This window comes from Paracoccus niistensis, from assembly GCF_042432925.1.
GTDB lineage: Bacteria > Pseudomonadota > Alphaproteobacteria > Rhodobacterales > Rhodobacteraceae > Paracoccus > Paracoccus niistensis.
In genome coordinates, this window is sequence record NZ_JBHLWE010000039.1 from 17,735 (window position 1) to 37,015 (window position 19,281).

Here is a 19,281-nt window from a genome sequence, read left to right on the forward strand (position 1 = left end):
GCCCGGAAGGACCGAACCCATGTTCATCGACATGCGCACCTATACGCTGAAGAACGGCAATGTCTCGAAGTTCCTCAAGCTCTACGAGGCCGAGGGGCTGGCCGTGCAGACGCGCATCCTGGGGCGGATGATGGGCTATTACTTCACCGACATCGGGCCGCTGAACCAGATCGTCCACATGTGGGGCTATGACAGCATGGACGACCGCTGGGAACGCCGGAAGGCGCTGCAGGCCTCGGACGAATGGCAGTCCTATGCGGTGCAGATGCGCCCGCTGGTCGATCACATCGAGAACAAGATCCTGGTCCCCGCGCCCTTCTTCACCCCGGCCTGACCGGCGGACCTTCGGACCCTGCAAGGGGGCGGCAGGGCGACCTGCCGCCCCTTCTCCGTTCTGCGGGTCACATGATTTCCCGCAGTCCCAGGATCGCGCCCGAAGCGAACATCAGGCCGATCAGCAGGACGCGGAACTGGTCGTCCCCGAGCCGCCGGAAGACCGACAGCCCCAGTTGCGCGCCGATCATCGTCACGGGCAGGGCGATCGCCATCAGGACCAGCGTCTCGGAGGTGTAGAGCCCGTTCAGCAGGAACAGCAGCGCCGTCAGCGCCAGCACCACGACGTTGAAGGGCTGCAGCACCGCCCGCGTTTCGCCCTTGGGCCAGGGGCGCATCGCGCACCACATGGTCGGAAGCGCCCCCGACAGCGAGGCCGCGCCCCCCAGCACCCCGCCCGCGAAGCCCACGAGGCTGTCCAGCACCGGCGTGCTGCGCTCGAACCGGGGAAGCGAGCGGCGGGCGAGGAAAAAGCCGCCGTAAAGCAGCATGAAGCCCGCGATCACGATCTTCAGCATCGCCGCGCTGACGATCGACAGCAGCGTGACCCCCAGCGGGATGCCCACCAGCGCGGGCAGCAGGAAGCGGGCCAGCCGTCCGGGGTTGCGCCGGATCTCGCCGCGCACGATCCAGAGGCCCTGCAGCCCGCTGACCACCGACATCACCACCACCATGGCGACGGCCTGCGCCGCCGGCAGGACCTGCAGCCAGAAGCCGAGCGCGAACAGCGCCGTGCCGAAGCCCGCCAGCCCGTTGATCACCCCGCCCGCGAAGGCGCCGCCCAGAAGGACGGCCAGGAATTCCGGCCCCATGTCAGACCGCCTGCGCGATGGCTTCGGGCGAGAAGGTGCCGATCCGCAGCGCGCGCTCGATGGCCGCCGTGATCTCCTCGATCACGCGCATCTTGGTGCTGTCCTTGCGCCAGATCAGGCCCAGTTCGCGCACGGGCCCGCCCTCCGGGGCCAGGCGGATGCGGCGCAGGGGCGGTTGGTGGGCCAGCTTCATGCAGGGCTCGGGGATGATCGAGACGCCGAGATCCGCCAGCACCATGCCGTAGATCGCCTCGAGGCTTGCCAGCTCCATCGTGTCACGGACGGCGATGTCGCGGTCCTGCAGCCATTTCTCGACAAGCGTGCCCACGACCGCATCGCGCGAGAAGCGGATGAAGGGATGGGTCCGCAGCACCTCGGCCGGGTCGTCGCTCTCGACCTTGGGCGCGGCGATCAGGATCATCTCCTCGCGCGCCAGGGGCTGCCACAGCAGGCCCACCGGCATGATCCCCGGCTTCGAGGTGAGCGCCGCGTCCAGCGCCCCCCGTTCCAGCTGGTGGACAAGATGCGTCGTCAGGCCGGGAAACAGCCGGACATGCAGGTCGGGGCAGTTCGACTTCAGCAGCGCGGTCGAGAAGGGGATGATGGCGGTCAGCGAGGTCGGCACCGCGCCAAGGGTGAATTCGCCTTTCAGCCCGTCGTCGCCCAGGACCGAGGGGACGATGTTGTCATAAGCGCGCACCACCTCGCGCGCGCGGGCCAGAAGGGCGCGGCCGATGGGCGTGAACTCGGGCGTGCGGGTCGAGCGGTCGAAGATCTCGACCTGCCACTGGGCTTCCAGCGTCCGCATCTGCTGGCTGACGGCGGCATGGGTGACGAATACCGCCTCGGCGGCGGCGCTGAAGGTCTGGTGATCCGCCACCGCGATCAGCGTCTTGAGCATCCTGATGGACACGCCGTCTCCCTCCCAAGAAACGTAACTCTGTCTTACAGAAACATGTAAGAAGAACTTGATGAGTTCAGATCATCTTGCCTTGCGGGCGGGGCAAAGGGCAAGCGCCGACGGCATCCCGACAAAGGCAGCAGGCGCCCTGCCCTACCCGCCTTTGCCTTCACGCCGCGCGAAGCGGACGATCCCGGCGACAAGCACGTCCAACGTGTCGATCACCTCGGCCACATCGCGGGCGGCATCGGCCAGCAGCGAGAACTCGGTGCAGGCGACGAGCTGGACGGTCGCCCCCTGCTGCCGCAGGTCACGGGCCGCGGCGGCAAGGGCCGTGCGCGCGGCGGGCGTGACGCCCTCGCGCTTGATCGCGCGGATTGCCCCCAGCAGCGCGGGCGGGTCGGCGGGATAGACCGCCTGCAGGCCGTGCGGCGACAGGGCCGCGTCGAACAGCCCGATCCGCTGGACCGCGGGCGAGGCGAGGATGCCGACCCGGCCCCCCTGCCCCACCCGCGCGGCGGCTTCGGCCGACAGGGCGACCATGTCGATCAGCGGAACGCCCGCCGCCGCGCGGATCGCGGGGGCATAGTGATGCGCGGTGTTGCAGGGCATGGCCAGCGCCTCGGCGCCCGCCGTTTCCAGCCGCCGCGCCATGGCGGCCAGCACCGGCGCGGGATCGGCGCCGGTGCCCTCGATCAGGGCCGCGATGCGCGAAGGCACCTGCGGGTTCTGGTCCACGATCAGCGGCAGGTGGTCGGCGTCGTCCGCCGCCGGGCTCGCGGCGATCACCCGCGACATCAGCAGCACCGTCGCCTCGGGCCCCATGCCGCCGAGAATGCCCACCCGGCGCGGCGCCGTCACGGGGCACCTCCGGGCGGCCAGCCCGAACACACGTGACCCATCGCTCAGGCGGCCGAGGCGGCGGTCACGCGGCGCTCGCTGAAGTCGAAAGCCGCGTCATAGCCGAACAGCGCCGCCGCGCCCCCGGTGTGCAGGAAGACGACCCGCTCGCCCTTCCTGAAATGCCCCTTGCGGATCAGGTCGATCAGGCCGGCCGCGCCCTTGGCCGAATAGACCGGGTCGAGCAGGATGCCTTCCAGCTCGGCGAACATGGCCAGCGCCTCCATCCCGCCAGCCGTGGGGATGCCGTAGCCCTCGCCCACGTAATCGGTGTTGGCGACCACGTCCTCGCGCCGGACGACGCCGGGGGCGCCGATCTTCGCGGCCGTGGCTTGGGCCAGGGCGAAGACGTTTTCCTCCTGCTTCGCCTTCGGCGCGCGCACGCCGATGCCCAGCAGCGGGATGCCCGCGTTGATGGCCTTCAGCCCCACGACCAGCCCCGCCTGCGTGCCCGCGCTGCCGGTGGCCGTCACGAGATGGTCGATCACGAGGCCCCGGTCGATGGCCTGCCCCACCAGCTCGAAGGCGCAGTTCACATAGCCAAGCGCACCCGTGGGATTCGAGCCGCCGCCCGGGATGGTATAAACCTTGCGCCCTTGTGCGCGCATCCTGTCGGCCAGCTTCTCCATCTCGGCGTTCATGTCGCGGCCGTCCGTGAATTTCTGCGTCGTCGCCCCGTGCAGGTGATCCAGCAGGACGTTGCCGTTGGTGTTGTAGTTGGCGTCCTTGCTGCCCGTGCGGTCTTCCAGCAGAAGGTGGCATTCATAGCCCATCCGGGCGGCGAAGGCGGCGGTCTGGCGGGCGTGGTTGGACTGGGTCGCGCCCTGGGTCATCACGACCTCGGCCCCCTGCGCCTCGGCCTCGGCCATCAGGAATTCCAGCTTGCGGGTCTTGTTGCCGCCGGTGGACAGCCCCGTGCAGTCGTCGCGCTTGATCCAGATCTCGGGGCCGCCGAGTTCCCGGGTCAGCCGGTCGAGCCGTTCCAGCGGCGTCGGCAGATGCGCCAGGAAGATGCGGGGAAAGCGGGACAGCAGCATGGTCGTGATCCTTCGCGAGATGTCCCCCGCATCATTCGCCGCCGTTCCCCCCGCTTGCAAATTCGAAATCCCGGCAGGAACATGCGGGTTCTGCATTTTACGGAGGCCGGAATGCGGCTGGAATGGATCGAGGACATCCTGGCCGTGGCCGAGACCGGCTCGCTGATCCGGGCGGCGGAACGGCGCAACCTCACGCAATCGGCCTTTTCCCGCCGCATCCGCATGATTGAGGACCAGCTGGGGACCGAGCTGTTCGACCGCAGCCGCAAGCCCGTGGAACTGCACCCCGCCGCCCGCGAGCAATGCGGGGAAATGCAGGACCTGGCCGTCCGCCTGCGCCGTCTTGCGGCGGCGCTGGGGGATGCCGCGCGCACCCATGTGGTCATCGCCAGCCAGCACGCGATCACGACCGCCGTCGCGCCGGCGCTGGTGCAGCGGATCGCGGCGTCGCGCGACATCGGCATCCGGCTGCGGTCCGCCAACCGCGACGAATGCTATACGCAGCTTCTGACCCGGCAGGCCGACATCATGCTGTTCTACGCCACCGAGCGCCTGCCCCTGCCGATGGAGCCCGGCTTCGTGGAACTGCACCGGATGGGCGCGGACAGCCTGATCCCCGTCTTCGCGGCCGCCAGGCTTGACGAGCTGGAGGCGGCGCTTGCGCGGGACGAACTGCCGGTCGTGGCCTATCCCGACGAGGTTTTCTTCGGCCGCGTGCTGCGGGACGACATCCGCCCCCGGCTTGCCGGGCTGACCCTGCGGCCCAAGGCGGAAACCTCGCTGACGCTGGCCGCGCTGCAACTGGCCGCGACGGGGGCGGCGGTGGCCTGGGTGCCCGAAACGCTGGCCCGCGAAGAGGTCCGCTCGGGCCGTCTTGCGGACCTCGGCCCCCGGCTCGGCGCCCAGCCCCTGCAGCTGATGGCGACGCGCCTGAGGGCCGCGCATTCCCCGGATGCCGGGGCGGTCTGGCGGGCGATTACCGCCGGATGAACGCGGCAGGGCGCGTCCTTGGGGACGCGCCCGCCCCGCTCAGCTGCCCTGCTTGTCGTGGACGTTCTCGAAGAAGACGTCCTGCCAGGTCGCGCCTTCCAGCTTCAGCGTGCCGATGCGCGTCATGAAGTCCAGATACTTGCCGATGTTGTTCGGGGTCGTGGTGTAGCTGACCTGCGGATCGGTGATGATCTGGCGCACCAGTTCCGGCGTCGAGGCATCGCCGCTGAGCCGGACATAGGTGTCCACCGCCGCCTCGGTGTCCGCGTTGATGACGCCGATCGCCTCTTCCAGCGTTTCCACGAAGGCCTGGTAGATCAGCGGGTTCTCCTCCCTGAACCGGGCCGAGGCCCAGACGACGTTGAAGGTCGCGGGACCGCCGAGGATGTCATAGGAGTTGAGGACCGTGTGCACGCCCTCGTTCTGCAGTTCCAGGTCCTGGATGGGCGAGGCGGTGAAATGGGCCGTGACCTCCTGCTTCGCCATCAGGGCCGCCATCCCGTCGGGGTGGGACATGGTGATGGTGAAGGGGTCCAGCCGGTCATGCTCGCCTTCGCCGAATTCCTTCTCGGCGGCCATCTGCAGCAGGATGGCCTGGATCGAGACCTTGACCGCCGGCAGGGCGATCTTGTCGGCCGACGTGAAATCCGCAACCGAGCGGATTCCCTCCTTGTTGCTGTTGAGCAGCAGCGGCATCGAGTTCATGGCCGAAACGCCCTTCACCTCGGAGGAGGTGCCGTCGGTCCGCTCGCGCAGCACCAGAAGCGGCGGCACGCCCCCGGCCGCGAAGTGGACGCTGCCCGACAAGAGCGCGTCGTTCATCGCCGCGCCCCCGGCAAGGGTCGCGTAATTGACCTTGAGCCCCTCGACGCCCAGCTCGGCGGCGCGGGCTTCCAGCAGGCCGCGATCCTCCATGATCATCAGCGGCAGGTGGCCGAGGCTCGGCTGCCGGGCGATGGTGATCTCGGCCATCTCGGCCAGCGCGGCCGCGCTGCCCAACAGGGTCATGGCGGCGGAAAGGGCAAAACCCCGAAGCAACATTCCTGATCCTCCCATGGAACGACGGTGGGGCGTGACGCCCTTCTTGTTCAGTGGCCGCTGCCGCTCGGCGCGGGCAGGCCGGCCATGACGACGTTGACGCAGGCGACCTTGCCGCTGGCCACGGCGCGTTCGAGCGCGGCGTCCAGGTCCTCCAGCCGCTCGACGAATCCGCCGTGCCCGCCCAGGGCCTCGACGACCAGGTCATAGCGCGCGTCCGACAACTCGCAGCCGACCAGCCGGTCCTCGCCATAGTTGCGAAGCTGGATCTGGTGCTCGGCGTTCCAGCGGCCGTCGTTGCCGATCACGGCGACAAAGGGCGTCCCCGCGCGCGCCGCCGTCTCGAACTCGGCCAGGTGGAAGCCCACGGTGCCGTCGCCCATCAGGGCGATAACGGTGGCCCCGGGCGCGGCGACCTTGGCGCCAAGGGCATAGCAGGGCCCGCCCCCGATCGCGCCCGAGGGGCCGTTGATGATGCGCCGCGTGCCCCGGGTGCCCGCCTGCGCCCATTGGCCGAATTCCCCGCCGTCGCAGATCACGACCGAGGACGGCGCGCGGTCGAGGCACCGCTGGACGGCCGCGCAAAGCGCGCCGGGCGTGATGCGGTCCGTGTCGGGGTCGGTGTCCGGATGGGGCGCGCGCCGGCGGACCGCCCCGGCCACACGGGACCGCCACTCGCCCCGGCGGGTTGCGGACGGCGGATGATCCAGCAGCGCCCGTGCGACTGCGCCGGGCGGGGCGTGAAGCTCATGGACGATGCGGTCGCCCAGGTTCGTCCGCGCGCGCTGCAGTTCGGCCGCTTCGGCGCTGACGACCACCCACGCCGCCCCGGCGGCGGGCTTGCCGAAGCCGAGCGTGAAATCCACCGGCTTGCCGAGCGCGACGATCAGGTCGGCCTCGGCCACCATCCCCCCGAAACCCCCCAGCGAGGGATCGTTCAGCCCGCGCGGGCTTTCCATCGCGACGACCGGGACATCCAGACGATCCGCCAGCCGCGCAGCAAGGTCCCCTGTCCGGCTTTCCGCCAGCGCGGGGCCGAGGATGACCAGGGGACGCTCGGCCTGCGCGAGCTTCGCGGCGATCCCGACGATTTCAGCGAGATCGACCGGGTCCGGGGCCACGCCCATCTCCTCGGCCGACGGGGGCAGGATGTTCGATTCCGCCTCCAGCACGTCGAAGGGCAGCGCGATATGGACCGGGCCGGGGCGGCCGGACAGGGCCGTCCGGGCGCCCTCGACCAGCGCGTCGCGCAACTCTCCGGCGCTTTTCGGCCGCAGGGACAGCTTGGTCAGCGGGGATGTCAGCGCGACCTGGTCAAGCTCTTGGAAGGCGCCGCGCCCGTCCTGCGCCACGGGGGAATCCCCGGTCAGGAACAGCACCGGGCTTTCCGACAGGCGCGCGCTGAAAAGCGGCCCCAGCGCGTTCGCGGCGCCCGGCGCGGCCGTGACCATGCAGACGCCGAGCGTGCCGGTCAGCTGCGCATGGGCGTCGGCCATGAAGACGGCCGCGGCCTCGTGGCGGGTGTGGATGATGCGGAGCCCCGTGTCGAGGCAGGCGTCATAGACCGGCATGATCTGGTTGCCCGACAGGCTGAAGATCGTTGTCACGCCCGCCGAGGCAAGCGCCTCGGTCACAAGATTCGCGCCGCGCATCACTCTGTCGTCCCCGCTTGTTGTGCTGCGCCCATCGGTCCTGTCCAGCGCTTCGGAACGTTATGCGATACGGGAGGCTTGCCGCCCGACAAAAATGCTTGCGCGTTCTGTAAGCTGTTCTTTCCGGGCAGCCTCGAGGAAGGCCCGCAGGCTCCGCCTATCGGGAAAGGAGCTTCTCGGGGATCTCGGCCACGAGATCCGGGGCCGAACTCAGGAGAGCCATCATGGACCTGATCCGCGGCACCTCGGCGGCATGGAAAAAGTGGCAGGTCCAGCGCTTGCCATCCGCCAGGGCAGGATCGGCGTGACCTTCGGCCGCGCGGGCCGGGCCGAGCCAGACCCAGGCAAGCACGAAATGGCCGAACCCTTCCAGGAAGCCGGTCGCGTTGGCCAGCGCCAGGGCCTTGTGCCCGTCCTTCAGGCAGGACGCCACCAGTCCCTCGATCCAGTCGCAAAGTTCTCCAGAAGCACCCGCGCCTCGTCCTCCAGCTCCTGCCCCTCCCGTGCCTCGTGGGTGGCGCGCCGCTCGGCCTGGTCGGTGCCGTGGCTTGCCAGGTCCTGGAAGAAGGCGCCCTTCAGGCACAAGGCAAGCGCCCCCTCGGCGATCGCCATCTGCGACAACAGCATCCGGCGCACGTTGGGGTGGCGGACGATCGGCACCTGCTTCTCGGCGCCCTAGTCCGGCACGCAGACGGCGCTTGAACCGGGCTCTACGGATTCATCGCATTTCACCCGCTCGATCCGGCAAACCTAGGGCCTGCCGCCGCGCCGGATTAAAGCACATCTGCCCTCCGTCTTCTTTCGGACGGACCCGGCTTGCGCTGTCGCGCAGGGGCATGGTGCCATTCGCCGGAGGGACGCTGCGTGGAACCCGATCCTTTCGGGCAGTTCCGGCCGCATGTCCACCGTTCAGGTGGTCGAAAGGATGCGACGGGCGCGCTCGGCCACGGGGCGGTCGATCAGCTTGCCGTCCAGCCGGATTGCTCCGGCGGCGCCTGCGGCATCGGCCGCGGCGACGATGGCGCGGGCGCGGGCGAGTTCGGCCGCGCCGGGAGCGAAGCCGTCATGCACGGCAGTGATCTGGCGAGGATGGATGCAAAGCTTGCCCCCGAAGCCGAGCGCCCGCGACCGTGCGACGTCATCAGCGATGCGCGCCGGATTGTCGAGATCCAGCGTCACCCCGTCGATGGGGGCGGCGATGCCGGCTGCCGCCGAGGCCAGCACCAGGCGCGACCGCGCATAAAGCATTGCCCGCTCCGGGTCGTCGTCAGGAATGCCGGCGTCGAGCTGGAAGTCGACCGAGCCGAAGGCAAGCTGGATCACCCGGGGCGAACGCGCGAGTTCCAGCGCGCTGCTCCGCAGGAACAAGGTTCGAGCCGGGTTAGCGGAATGAGCCCATCGACCCCAATGAGCCGCGGACGGCGGAGTTGGTGACGGGCAGTGACAGCATACCTGAAATCGGCCACAAGCGGCGAGTTCATTGGCCCGCATACCCGGCAGGGACACGCCTCGGATCACTGTTATCTGTCGCAGCACCATTGCTCCGGCACCAGTTCCGGACCTGTCCACGAACTTCGTCGACAGTTGTCCAGGGCAACAACCATGACACACGGGGGGTTTGGGAGGGATGCAAAGTGGGCGTCACTTCGAACTCTGCTGGACGTGACGGCCAGTGAAACTGCGGCAAAAGAAGGGGCGGACCCTGGCTGGATGACAGCCACTTCTCAGAAGAACCTTCCCCTCAGGGAAGGTGAAAAGGAGCAGTGTCTCTCAGCCAGTCTATTCCTCGCCTTTCCTTCTGCGAGAACATATAGGGAACATATTTCGGTGGACTGCACCCATGTGCTCGCTCACCCCTGCCCTTCCCCGCAGGGAAGATCATTCAAGCTGGTCCAGCATCTGCACGATGGCCGTTTCCAGCCTCCGACGATCCACAGCAGTGAAGTCGCGGGCGAGACGGATCTCCAGCCGACCGTTAGCTGCCGTGCACTTCGCCATGCCCTGCGGCCGGTTCAGTTGGAAGGTCGTGCGGGCACGGGCGCCGGGCTCACGCGGCCCTGCCCCGTCGCCTGAGGACAGCTCTTCGCTTGGAGAGGCTGAGGCCTGACGCCGTGCAGCGGCGCGAGCGCCCTGCCCCGCCGTTTCGTCAAAGCCTGCAAAGCGGCGCAGGACCGCCAGTTCGTCGCTGGCCGACCGGCCGTCCCAGCCCGCGAACTCGGTCCTGAGCGCTGCGGCCATGCCGGGCTGTTCGTCAAGGCGCCGGGCCAGCGCAAGACCCAGGGCACGCGGGATCTCGTGGGGGTAAAGCAGGATGCCTTCCAGCCGCTCGATCAGGGGGATGAAGGCGCGGATGTAGCTGCGCTTCTGGTAGCCCGCCGACTTGAACAGCACCGCCACCGCCTTTTCGGGATCCGTCTCGGCGGTTTCCGGGTCAAGCGCGTAATGCAGCGCAAGCTGCGCCATCTCGGCAAAGGACAGGTCCTTGCGCACCAGGTTTTCATCCACCATCCGGCGGTAAAGCGCCTCGAGCGCGTCGCCTTTGGCGGCGATCCCGGCCGGAATGCGGCCCCATCTCTCGCTGTCGCCTGTCTCTGAAAGCAACTGGCGATAGGCCGTCAGGCGACGCCAACCCTGGATCAGCTCGTAGCGGCCGTCCTCGCCGGGTTCGACGCGGATCGGGTTCGACAGCCCGATGTCGCGGATCGAGGCAACCAGTTCCGCCAGTTCCGGGTCCGGCGCGGGCGCACGATCGCGGATCAGCTTGCGCGTTTCGACGGCATCCAGCGGGATCATGTCGATGATCAGCCCGGCGCGCTTCAGCCGGACATGCTCCTGCGCCAGTGTGTCGTTCTCGGCCCGGATCTCGGCCTCGACGCGGGCACGTTCACGCGTGGACTCGGCGGTCTCGACGATTGCCGTGGCCATCGGTCCGCGACGTCCCGACTCCTTCCCCGCGGGGAAGCTCTGCTCTTCCTCGGGCAGATCGATGTCGAACATCCTGCGCCTGCGCGTCATGCCTCTCCCTCCAGCCTGTCCCATGCGGTCAGCACATTGCCGCGGAATTCCTCGTAGGCGCGGTCGAATGTGGCGCGCGCCCGCCGCCAAGTTCCCCGGGTCATCTCGCGATAGTCGATCTCGTAAATGGAGGACAGGAAGCGGCCGGACTGCTCGACGGCCCGGGTAAGTTCGATCGGATGCTCGGCCATCCGTTCCCCGAAGACCTGGCGGAAGGCGTTCAGCATCGCCTGGTGCAACTCGTTCGACGGCTCGAACCGCGTCATCAGGAAACGGATGTCGGCGAAGCTCTTGGGCAGGGCGACCTTCCCCGTGGGGATGTTCTCGAACCCGTGCGACAGGTCGCCCAACGCTTCCGACAGCTGGCCGATGAAGCTGGTGGTGGAGTCGTATTCCCAGTAGCCGGGGCCCGAGGGGATATACAGCATGTCGGCGGCGAAGACCGCGTTCATCGACTGATAGCCGATCGCCGGGGGGCAGTCGAAGAGGATCAGGTCGTAGGCGTCGTCCGGCAGGCTGTCGAGGAAGCGAGACACCGCGGCGAAGAAGGTCCATTCAGGATTCAGGTGCCGGTACTGGGCCGAGGCGAATTCGACAAAGGCGGCATTGGCGCAACTGGGGATGATGTCGATCGTGGACCAGGCGGTCGGCTTGATGAAGTCGGCCGGCCGCAGGGCGCCAAGTCCCATGTCGCGGATCGAGGCCGGCAGCTTGCGGCGGGGCAGGGCGGTTCCCGTCTCGGCACCCTGGGCCGCGGCATTCATGCGGTCGGTTTCGCGTTCCAGGTCGCGCGCCATGATGCCCCAGACGGTATGGTCCTCGCCCACGTCCGTCAGTCCCATCGAATGACTCAGCGTCGCCTGCGGGTCGAAATCGACCGCCAGCACCCGATAGCCGTCCAGTGCCGCGGCATGGGCGAAATGCAGTGCCACCGTGCTTTTGCCCGCGCCGCCCTTGAAGTTGGCGATGGCCGCCCGCAGCGCGCGCTTGCCCGCGGGGCGGGGCGGCATCAGCGACTTGCGGTTGATACGGATGCGCCGGCGCAGCTCGTTGATCTCGTCCAGGCTGAACCAGCGCTGGCGGCCGTCGTCCTGGACTTCCCCGAGGGGAAGGTTCGGCTCGGCCGCCAGCTTGCCGCGGAAGGTGGACTGGTTGATGCGGAAGATCAGCTCGGCCACCTCCCAGCTGGAAAAGCGGCGCAGGGTCTTCTCATTGGCGGGACTGAAGGTCTGGCGCCGGATCCAGCCCTGCATCCGCAGCGACTGCCCCTGCAGCCGGCCGAGGTCTTCGTGCGAATACATCTTTCCCCCGTTCCGAAAGGACGCTGTTTGTGACTGATCCGGCTTTTACGCCGGATTTGCATTTCAGGCAAAGTCAATGTTCATTGGATCCAGCGCAAGCAGCAAAGTCCTTCCTTCCTACGGCGGCCCCATTCCCGTCGCGCGAATCGGGGCTAGAGGTTCAGGGTTCCTGCTCCGGGCCACCGGACGGCACGGAACCGGATTTTGGGGGACATCACGGCTGCAGCCCCAAGCAATTGGGGGACATCCGCGGCGGATTGGGGGACATCCTGCATGGCCCCTATAACCAGTGATACCGTTTCTTGAGATCAGGATCGGGGGGCTGTTGCCTGCAACAGGCAGCGCACGCTTGACAGATCGGTGATCCCGGACGCTAATGCGATCAGAATGGCGAAAAGCGTTCCGGCAAGTCCCTGACCCATGTCGCCTTCCAGGGCACAAGGCCGGCGGACCGGCTTCGGACAGGCCGGCAAGCGAGGGGTCTATGCAGGGAATCCGTCCCGTCGGGCGCGAGGCGTCGAGCCGCAAGTACGACCTGCTCTCGGCCCTGATGGCGCACGGACTTGCGGGCGACAAGCACCGGCAGCGGCTGGTGCTGCGGCTGATGGCCCTGATCACCACCCGCTACAACTGGCAGCGCGACGAGCTGACCGTGGGGCAGGCCGAGATCGCCCGGCTGTGGTCGGTGGACGAGCGCACGGTCAAGCGCGACATGGCGCGGCTGCGCGATCTCGGCTGGATCGTCGTCAAGCGACCCGGCGCGCGCGGGCGCGTGTCGGTGCTGGGGCTCGCCCTCGACCGCATCCTGCTGGACACCCGGCCGGCCTGGCCGAACATCGGTCCCGACTTCGTCGCCCGCATGGGGGGCGCCGGGCCGGACCAGGCCGGGGCAGGGGAGGACAGCACCGTCATTCCCTTCCGCCGCCCCCGTCCTGCGGCGACCGGGTCCGGGCCCTGGGCCGCCGCCTGCGCCCTGCTCGCGGCCGAGGATGCGTCCGTCTTCGAGGCCTGGCTCGCCCCCCTCGCGGAGGCGGGGATCGAGGACGGGCAGCTCATCCTTCTTGCCCCCAGCCGCTTTCACGCAAGCTATGTGCTGGCGAACCTGCGCGAGCGGCTGGTGACAGCCCTGCGCCGCGCCGATCCCAGCCTGGCGGGCGTCACCGTCCGCGCTTGATCCGGTCCCCCCACCGCGCTATGTAATGCGAAACTGCATACCGCATTACCTTTCGGGGTCGCCGCCATGACCGAATCCACCGTCACCATCAAGGGCCAGACCACCCTTCCGCGGGCGGTGCGGCAGGTGCTCGACCTCGGGCCGGGCGACCGGCTGCGCTATGTCATCCTCGACGACGGGCAGGTCCGCCTGATGCGGGCGCAGCCCGTGGCCTCGCTGGCGGGCGTCCTGCGGCGCGAGGGCCAGCGCCCCGTTTCGCTGGACGAGATGGAGGCCGCGGTCGCCGGGGGCGCACAAGGGGAATGATCGCGCTCGACACGAATGTGGTCGTGCGATTCCTGACCCAGGACGACCCCGCCCAGTCCGCCCGGGCCAACGCGCTGATGGCGGGGCTCACCGAGGCCGAGCCGGGCTTTCTCTGCCGCGAGGTGGTGGTGGAACTCGTCTGGGTGCTGGAACGCGCCTACGGCCTGCCGCGCGAGCGGATCGCGGCGGCGCTGGACGGACTGCTGGCCGCGCGCGAGCTGATGGTGGAATCCCCCGACCGCACCGGCCTTGCGGTCGAGCGCTATCGCGCCGGAGGGGCGGGCTTTTCCGACCACATGATCGCGCTGGCGGGGCGCGAGGCGGGCTGCCGCGCGACCTTCAGCTTCGACCGCAAGGCCGTGGCGCAGGCCGGCATGGCGCCGGTCCCGCCCGCCTCGTGAGGGCGCCGGGCTTGCCGGACGGAGGCCCCATGGCTACGAGCCTTCACCACCCGAGGAGCCGCCTTGCCGGCCGTTGCCCCAGGCCCGACCCGATCCTCCCCGATCTTTCCTGCCGGAGCCTGCCATGAACATCTTCGACCGCATCGCCGGGCGCATCGCCGATCCCGAGGCCACGGCCATCGAGACCCCGGACGGCGCGCGCTTCACCTATTCCGGCCTGGTCGCCCGCAGCGGGCGCATGGCCAATGCGCTGGTCGATTTGGGCGTCGCGCCGGGTGACCGGGTGGCCGTGCAGGTGGAGAAATCGGTCGAGGCGCTTATCCTTTATCTCGCGGTCGTGCGGGCGGGGGCGGTCTTCCTGCCGCTCAACACCGCCTACACCCCGGCCGAGGTCGCGTATTTCCTGGGCGACGCCGAGCCGCGGATCTTCGTCTGCGATCCCGCGCGCGAGGAGTCGCTGCGCCCCGCCGCCGAACAGGCCGGCGCCCGGGTGCTGACGCTGGACGCGGCGGGGCAGGGGAGCCTGACGGACGCCGCCGCGGACAGGGCCGAGGACTTCGCCACCGTCCCGCGCGGGGACGACGACCTCGCGGCGCTGCTTTACACCTCGGGCACGACGGGGCGGTCCAAGGGGGCAATGCTCAGCCACGGGAACCTCGCGTCCAACGCGCTGGCGCTGGTGGAGGCATGGCGCTTCACGGCCCGGGACGTGCTGATCCACGCGCTGCCGATCTTCCACACGCACGGGCTGTTCGTGGCGACGAACGTGGTGCTGCTGTCGGGCGCGTCGATGATCTTCCTGCCGAAGTTCGAGGCAGGCGCCATCTTCGAGGCGATGCCCCGCGCCACCGTCCTGATGGGGGTGCCGACCTTCTATGTCCGCCTGCTGGCGGACGCGCGGCTGGACCGCGAGACGACGCGGGGGATGCGCCTCTTCATCTCGGGCTCGGCGCCGCTGCTGGCGGACACGCATCGGGCCTGGCAGGCGCGCACGGGCCACGCGATCCTTGAACGCTACGGCATGACCGAGACCAACATGAACAGCTCGAACCCTTACGAGGGCGAGCGGATCGCGGGCACCGTGGGCCTGCCGCTGCCGGGCGTCGAGATCCTGGTCACCGACCCCGAGACCGGCGCCCCCCTGCCGCAGGGCGAGATCGGCATGGTCGAGGTGCGCGGCCCCAACGTCTTTGGGGGCTACTGGCGGATGCCGGAAAAGACGGCGGCCGAACTGCGCGGGAACGGCTTCTTCATCACCGGCGACCTGGGGCGCTTCGACGAGCGGGGCTATCTGCAGATCGTCGGGCGGGGCAAGGACCTGATCATCACCGGCGGCTTCAACGTTTATCCGAAGGAGGTCGAGACCGAGATCGACGCCCTTCCCGGCGTGGTCGAATCCGCCGTCATCGGCCTGCCCCATCCCGACTTCGGCGAGGGCGTCACCGCCGTCGTCGTGCCCTCCGGGACCCCCGCCCTGACCGAGGCCGCCATTCTGGCGCCGCTGGAGTCGCGGCTGGCGAAGTTCAAGCTGCCCAAGCGCGTGGTCTTTCTGGACGAGCTGCCGCGCAACACCATGGGCAAGGTCCAGAAGAACCTGCTGCGCGACCGCTTCGCCGGTCTTTACCGCGGCTGAAGGGGGCGGCCGGGCACAAGGCCCGGCCCCTCACTGCACAAGCGCCTGATCCAGCACCCGCGCGACATGGATCGCCTGCCGGTCGGCGCCGTCGTGGATCTGGTGGCGGCAGCTCGTGCCGTCGGCCACGATCAGGTCGTCCGGCCCTGCCTTGCGGACGGCGGGCAGCAGCGACAGCTCGGCCATCTTCATCGAAACCTCGTGGTTCTCGGTGGAATAGCCGAAGGCCCCCGACATCCCGCAGCACGAGCTTTCGATCACCTTCAGCTCGAGCCCCGGCACGCTGCGCAGGACGGTCTCGACCGGCCCCATCACGTCAAAGGCCTTCTGGTGGCAATGCCCGTGCAGATGCGCGACCCGGCCGCCCTGATCGGCCAGCGGCAGCGTGATCCGGCCCGCCTTGAGGTCGGCGGCCAGCACCTCCTCGAACAGAAGCGCCCTGCCGTCGAGGAAGCCGGTCTCGGACGCGGGCAGCAGCGCAGTCATCTCGTCGCGGAAGGTCAGGATGCAGGACGGCTCCAGCCCCACCACCCGCGCGCCCCGTTCCACGAAGGGCCTGAGTGCATCGACCGAACGCCGCACCTCGGCCCGCGCCTCGTCGGTCTGCCCCGAAGCGAGCCAGGTCCGGCCGCAGCACATCGGCCGGCTGCTGCCCGCGGGCTGGACGCGGTGCAGGCGATAGCCCGCCGCCAGCAGCACCCGCTCGGCGGCTTCGAGGTTCTCGCGCTCGAAGTAGCGGTTGAAGGTGTCCCCGAACAGGACAAGGTCGAGGCCGTCGCCCTTCACGTCCTCGGGGCGGCCGACCGGGCGGGCTTCCTTCCAGGGCTTGCCCCATTTCGGCAGGCTGCGCTTGGCGGAAAAGCCCAGCATCCGTTCCGACAGCCGTGCCACGAAGGGGATGCGGTCGCGCAGGTTCAGCGCCGGGGCCAGGCGGCTTGCGCGGTGGGCGAGGTGAGGCAGGTTGGCGATCAGCCGCTCGCGCAGGGGCAGCCCGTGCTTCTTGTAGTAATGGTGCAGGAACTCGATCTTCATGCGCGCCATGTCCACGCCCGTGGGGCAGTCGCGCTTGCAGCCCTTGCAGGAGACGCACAGGTCCAGCGTTTCCTTCATGGCGGGCGAGGTGAAGGCGTCGGGGCCGAGCTGCCCCGAGATCGCCAGCCGCAGCGAGTTCGCCCGCCCCCGCGTCAGGTGCTGTTCCTCGCGCGTCGCACGGTAGGACGGGCACATGGTCCCGCCCGCCAGCTTCCGGCAAGTGCCGTTGTTGTTGCACATCTCGACCGCGCCGCCGAAGCCGCCCCAGTCCGACCAGTCGAGCGCGGTCCTTTCCGGCTGCGTTGCCGCATAGCCGGGCGGAAACCGCATCAGGCTGCGGTCGTCCATCCGCAGCGGCCGGACGATCTTGTGGGGGTTCAGGCGGTTTTCGGGGTCGAAGCTGTCCTTCACCTGCTCGAAGGCGCGGGTCAGTTTCGCGCCGAACAGCGGTTCCACGAATTCCGACCGCGAGATCCCGTCGCCATGCTCGCCCGAGAAGGAGCCCTTGTAGCGGCGCACCAGATCGGCGGTTTCCTCGGCGATGGCGCGCATCTTCCGCGCGCCGTCCTCACTCTTCATGTTCAGGATCGGGCGGACGTGCAGGCAGCCGACCGAGGCATGGGCATACCAGGTCCCGACCGTGCCGTGCTTGCTGAAGACGGCGGTCACGGCGTCGGTGTAATCGGCCAGGTGTTCCAGCGGGACGGCGCAATCCTCGATGAAGGACACGGGCTTTCCGTCGCCCTTCATCGACATCATGATGTTCAGGCAGGCCTCGCGCACGTCCCAGACGGGTTTCTGGCGGGCGGGCTCGATCACCTCGACCACCGCGTCGGGAAAGCCGTGGTCGCTCATGCACTGGTCGAGCCGCCTGAGGTCGCGCTTGAGCGCATCAAGATCGTCGCCCGCGAACTCGACCAGCAGCAGGCAGTTCGGCTTGCCCCGCGTGATGTCGCTCAGCGTGCGGACGAACAGGGGGATGTGGGCGCCCAGCACCAGCACGTTGTTGTCCACCAGCTCGACCGCGACCGGGTCCAGCGCGACGAGATGCTGCGTCGTTTCCATCGCGTCGCGGAAGGTCGGGAAATGGCAGACGCCCATGACGCGGTGCTTCGGCAGGGCCGACAGCTTCAGCGTGACGCCGGTGGTCAGCGCCAGCGTGCCCTCGGAGCCCACCAGCAGGTGGGAATAATTGGGGTTCTCGGGCAGCAGTTCGTCGAGGTTGTAGCCGCCGACGCGGCGCTGGACCCTGGGGAAGATCGTCTCGATGTCGCTGCGGTGCTGGCGGGCCAGGGCGGCCAGGCGCTCCATGATCCCGCGGGTGCGCGGGGGCAGGGCGGCCAGGGGGGCGTCCCCCAGGGAAAACCGCTCGCCGTCGGGCAGCATCCCGTCGATGGCCAGCACGTTGTCCACCATCTTGCCGAAGCGCAGCGATCGCGCGCCCGACGAGTTGTTCCCCGCCATCCCCCCGATGGTGCAGCGCGAGGCGGTCGAGGGCTCGACCGGGAAGAACAGCCCATCCTTGCGAAGCTGGTCGTTCAGCGTGGTCAGAACGGTGCCGGGGCGGACGCGCACGGTGCGCGCCTGCGGGTCATAGTCGGTCACGCCGTTGAAGTGGCGCGACATGTCGAGGATCAGCCCGTCCCCGATCGGCTGGCCGTTCTGCGAGGTGCCGCCGCCGCGCGCGATGACCGGCACGCCATGCTCGCCCGCGACCTGAAGGGCCGTGGCGATGTCGGTCTCGTGCCGGGGGAAGGCCACGGCGCGCGGCATGATCTGGTAGATCGAGGCATCCGTCGCATAGCGCCCGCGCGTGAAGGCGTCAAAGCGGACCTCGCCTTCCAGCGCCTTGGCCATCGCGGCTTGGAACGCCTGGCTGCGCGCGGCCGGAGGGGTGCGGGGCTTGGTGGATGCGTTCATCTGCCGGTGCCTTCTTGCTGCGGAGGGCCGGGGGGGGGGAGAGCCCCCGCACGGCGGTCCGCGCCAGACTAGCGGCCGGTCAGATTGAATACAATCTTTCCGTTCCGCCGGAAGATGGATTCAATCCGTGCCGAGATTCCGCAGGATGGCGTCCTTGGTGCTGCGCAGATGGGCGAACAGCAGGTCCGCCAGTTCGCCCCCGGCCCGGCGGCGCAGGGCGTCCAGGATCAGTTCGTGTTCGCGCACGGCCTCGCGCCAGCGTTCGCCCTGCTCGTCGATGTTGGCGGTGAAGCGGACGCGGCGCAGGCGGCCCAGTAGCGTGCGGGCCGCCGCCGACAGGGCGCCGTTGCCGGCAGCGGCAAGGATCGCCTCGTGGATCTGCTGGTTGCAGGCGAAATAGCCCTGCCGGTCGCCGCGCAGGTAGAAGGTGTACATCTCGCGGTGCGCCTGCTCGATGGCGCCGAAGGCGACGGGCGTGATCCGTTCGCAGGCCAGCCGCCCGGCCAGGGCTTCCAGCCCGCCCATGAGGTCGAACAGCTCGCCGATCTCGTCGGGCGTCAGCGCCTTCACCCGCGCGCCGCGGTTGGGCAGAAGCTCGATCAGCCCTTCCGAGGCCAGCACCTTCAGCGCCTCGCGCAGGGGCGTGCGGGACACGCCGAAGCGTTCGCACAACTCGCGTTCCGAGATGCGGGCGCCGTCGGGAAGGTCGCCCTGCACGACGTGATCGCGCAGCCGGGACAGGATCTCGCCATGCAGCGTGGTGCCGATGCGCTCAGGCGTGGCCGCACCGCGTGTCGTCAGGTCGTTCATCCGCCCCCTCCCTGCCTTGTGGTCGG

The 19,281-nt window shown here is 69.0% G+C and carries 19 protein-coding genes; 6 read left to right on the forward strand and 13 right to left on the reverse strand.

Annotation, left to right across the window (positions count from 1 at the left end; all coding sequences use genetic code 11):
- Nucleotides 1-19 precede the first annotated feature (19 nt).
- Nucleotides 20-334: an NIPSNAP family protein gene (locus ACFFII_RS12980; protein WP_377699303.1), complete on the forward strand. Its 315-nt coding sequence runs from the start codon at nucleotides 20-22 to the stop codon at nucleotides 332-334.
- 67 nt (nucleotides 335-401) lie between these two features.
- On the opposite strand, the gene ACFFII_RS12985 is transcribed toward ACFFII_RS12980, so the two are convergent.
- From ACFFII_RS12985 to cuyA, 4 genes are all read right to left on the reverse strand, one after another.
- Entirely contained in the window at nucleotides 402-1,145 is a 744-nt protein-coding gene (locus ACFFII_RS12985) for a sulfite exporter TauE/SafE family protein (RefSeq protein WP_377699304.1), read from the reverse strand.
- A gap of 1 nt (nucleotide 1,146) precedes the next feature.
- Nucleotides 1,147-2,058: a LysR family transcriptional regulator gene (locus ACFFII_RS12990; protein ID WP_377699305.1), complete on the reverse strand. Its 912-nt coding sequence runs from the start codon at nucleotides 2,056-2,058 to the stop codon at nucleotides 1,147-1,149.
- A gap of 141 nt (nucleotides 2,059-2,199) precedes the next feature.
- On the reverse strand, nucleotides 2,200-2,907 hold the full coding sequence (cuyB, locus tag ACFFII_RS12995) for a cysteate racemase (RefSeq protein WP_377699306.1): 708 nt from the start codon (nucleotides 2,905-2,907) through the stop codon (nucleotides 2,200-2,202).
- Nucleotides 2,908-2,951: 44 nt separating this feature from the next.
- A complete protein-coding gene (gene cuyA, locus ACFFII_RS13000; RefSeq protein WP_377699307.1) occupies nucleotides 2,952-3,983 on the reverse strand; it encodes a D-cysteate sulfo-lyase in 1,032 nt (343 codons plus the stop codon).
- Between the two features lie 111 nt (nucleotides 3,984-4,094).
- On the opposite strand from cuyA, the gene ACFFII_RS13005 reads away from it, so the two are divergent.
- The gene (locus tag ACFFII_RS13005) at nucleotides 4,095-4,973 is read left to right on the forward strand and encodes a LysR family transcriptional regulator (RefSeq protein ID WP_377699308.1); all 879 of its coding nucleotides are present in this window, start codon (nucleotides 4,095-4,097) and stop codon (nucleotides 4,971-4,973) included.
- Between the two features lie 39 nt (nucleotides 4,974-5,012).
- Here the strand turns inward: ACFFII_RS13005 and ACFFII_RS13010 are convergent, their stop codons facing one another.
- The 7 genes from ACFFII_RS13010 to ACFFII_RS13040 all read right to left on the reverse strand — a co-directional run bounded on the left by ACFFII_RS13010 (nucleotide 5,013) and on the right by ACFFII_RS13040 (nucleotide 11,979).
- Complete coding sequence (locus ACFFII_RS13010; protein WP_377699309.1) at nucleotides 5,013-5,981, reverse strand: ABC transporter substrate-binding protein; 969 nt, start codon at nucleotides 5,979-5,981, stop codon at nucleotides 5,013-5,015.
- A gap of 80 nt (nucleotides 5,982-6,061) precedes the next feature.
- Nucleotides 6,062-7,663, reverse strand: a complete 1,602-nt coding sequence (locus tag ACFFII_RS13015; protein WP_377699310.1) for a thiamine pyrophosphate-binding protein — start codon at nucleotides 7,661-7,663, stop codon at nucleotides 6,062-6,064.
- Between the two features lie 157 nt (nucleotides 7,664-7,820).
- Nucleotides 7,821-8,096, reverse strand: a complete 276-nt coding sequence (locus ACFFII_RS13020) for an acyl-CoA dehydrogenase C-terminal domain-containing protein (protein WP_377699311.1) — start codon at nucleotides 8,094-8,096, stop codon at nucleotides 7,821-7,823.
- Nucleotides 8,081-8,323 (reverse strand): hypothetical protein, encoded by a 243-nt coding sequence (locus ACFFII_RS13025; RefSeq protein WP_377699312.1) that lies wholly within the window; start codon nucleotides 8,321-8,323, stop codon nucleotides 8,081-8,083. Before ACFFII_RS13025 ends, ACFFII_RS13020 begins: the two co-directional genes overlap by 16 nt.
- Nucleotides 8,324-8,572: 249 nt before the next feature.
- A complete protein-coding gene (locus tag ACFFII_RS13030) occupies nucleotides 8,573-9,031 on the reverse strand; it encodes an aldolase/citrate lyase family protein (RefSeq protein WP_377699313.1) in 459 nt (152 codons plus the stop codon).
- 510 nt (nucleotides 9,032-9,541) lie between these two features.
- Nucleotides 9,542-10,678, reverse strand: a complete 1,137-nt coding sequence (locus ACFFII_RS13035; protein WP_377699314.1) for a ParB/RepB/Spo0J family partition protein — start codon at nucleotides 10,676-10,678, stop codon at nucleotides 9,542-9,544.
- Nucleotides 10,675-11,979, reverse strand: a complete 1,305-nt coding sequence (locus ACFFII_RS13040) for an AAA family ATPase (RefSeq protein WP_377699315.1) — start codon at nucleotides 11,977-11,979, stop codon at nucleotides 10,675-10,677. The genes ACFFII_RS13035 and ACFFII_RS13040 overlap by 4 nt, the downstream gene beginning before the upstream one ends.
- A 484-nt stretch (nucleotides 11,980-12,463) precedes the next feature.
- Here ACFFII_RS13040 and ACFFII_RS13045 point away from each other — a divergent pair, with 484 nt between their 5' ends.
- From ACFFII_RS13045 to ACFFII_RS13060, 4 genes are all read left to right on the forward strand, one after another.
- Nucleotides 12,464-13,153, forward strand: a complete 690-nt coding sequence (locus tag ACFFII_RS13045; protein ID WP_377699316.1) for a hypothetical protein — start codon at nucleotides 12,464-12,466, stop codon at nucleotides 13,151-13,153.
- Between the two features lie 66 nt (nucleotides 13,154-13,219).
- On the forward strand, nucleotides 13,220-13,459 hold the full coding sequence (locus tag ACFFII_RS13050; protein ID WP_377699317.1) for a type II toxin-antitoxin system PrlF family antitoxin: 240 nt from the start codon (nucleotides 13,220-13,222) through the stop codon (nucleotides 13,457-13,459).
- Nucleotides 13,456-13,860 (forward strand): type II toxin-antitoxin system VapC family toxin, encoded by a 405-nt coding sequence (locus tag ACFFII_RS13055; RefSeq protein ID WP_377699318.1) that lies wholly within the window; start codon nucleotides 13,456-13,458, stop codon nucleotides 13,858-13,860. Before ACFFII_RS13050 ends, ACFFII_RS13055 begins: the two co-directional genes overlap by 4 nt.
- 124 nt (nucleotides 13,861-13,984) lie before the next feature.
- Nucleotides 13,985-15,493 carry a malonate--CoA ligase gene (locus ACFFII_RS13060; protein WP_377699319.1) on the forward strand — a complete coding sequence of 503 codons (1,509 nt, stop codon included), beginning with the start codon at nucleotides 13,985-13,987 and terminating at the stop codon, nucleotides 15,491-15,493.
- Nucleotides 15,494-15,523: 30 nt separating this feature from the next.
- On the opposite strand, the gene ACFFII_RS13065 is transcribed toward ACFFII_RS13060, so the two are convergent.
- A complete protein-coding gene (locus tag ACFFII_RS13065) occupies nucleotides 15,524-18,445 on the reverse strand; it encodes an FAD-binding and (Fe-S)-binding domain-containing protein (RefSeq protein WP_377699320.1) in 2,922 nt (973 codons plus the stop codon).
- A gap of 120 nt (nucleotides 18,446-18,565) precedes the next feature.
- On the reverse strand, nucleotides 18,566-19,255 hold the full coding sequence (locus ACFFII_RS13070; protein ID WP_377699321.1) for a GntR family transcriptional regulator: 690 nt from the start codon (nucleotides 19,253-19,255) through the stop codon (nucleotides 18,566-18,568).
- Nucleotides 19,256-19,281 lie beyond the last annotated feature (26 nt).

Bases quoted from the DNA above. Each gene is read 5' to 3' on its own strand.
- ACFFII_RS12980 (WP_377699303.1), top strand. From the start codon at position 20: ATGTTCATCGACATGCGCACCTATACGCTGAAGAACGGCAATGTCTCG.
- ACFFII_RS12985 (WP_377699304.1), bottom strand. From the start codon at position 1,145: ATGGGGCCGGAATTCCTGGCCGTCCTTCTGGGCGGCGCCTTCGCGGGC.
- cuyA (WP_377699307.1), bottom strand. From the start codon at position 3,983: ATGCTGCTGTCCCGCTTTCCCCGCATCTTCCTGGCGCATCTGCCGACG.
- ACFFII_RS13005 (WP_377699308.1), top strand. From the start codon at position 4,095: ATGCGGCTGGAATGGATCGAGGACATCCTGGCCGTGGCCGAGACCGGC.
- ACFFII_RS13010 (WP_377699309.1), bottom strand. From the start codon at position 5,981: ATGACCCTGTTGGGCAGCGCGGCCGCGCTGGCCGAGATGGCCGAGATC.
- ACFFII_RS13015 (WP_377699310.1), bottom strand. From the start codon at position 7,663: ATGCGCGGCGCGAATCTTGTGACCGAGGCGCTTGCCTCGGCGGGCGTG.
- ACFFII_RS13035 (WP_377699314.1), bottom strand. From the start codon at position 10,678: ATGACGCGCAGGCGCAGGATGTTCGACATCGATCTGCCCGAGGAAGAG.
- ACFFII_RS13040 (WP_377699315.1), bottom strand. From the start codon at position 11,979: ATGTATTCGCACGAAGACCTCGGCCGGCTGCAGGGGCAGTCGCTGCGG.
- ACFFII_RS13045 (WP_377699316.1), top strand. From the start codon at position 12,464: ATGCAGGGAATCCGTCCCGTCGGGCGCGAGGCGTCGAGCCGCAAGTAC.
- ACFFII_RS13050 (WP_377699317.1), top strand. From the start codon at position 13,220: ATGACCGAATCCACCGTCACCATCAAGGGCCAGACCACCCTTCCGCGG.
- ACFFII_RS13055 (WP_377699318.1), top strand. From the start codon at position 13,456: ATGATCGCGCTCGACACGAATGTGGTCGTGCGATTCCTGACCCAGGAC.
- ACFFII_RS13060 (WP_377699319.1), top strand. From the start codon at position 13,985: ATGAACATCTTCGACCGCATCGCCGGGCGCATCGCCGATCCCGAGGCC.
- ACFFII_RS13065 (WP_377699320.1), bottom strand. From the start codon at position 18,445: ATGAACGCATCCACCAAGCCCCGCACCCCTCCGGCCGCGCGCAGCCAG.
- ACFFII_RS13070 (WP_377699321.1), bottom strand. From the start codon at position 19,255: ATGAACGACCTGACGACACGCGGTGCGGCCACGCCTGAGCGCATCGGC.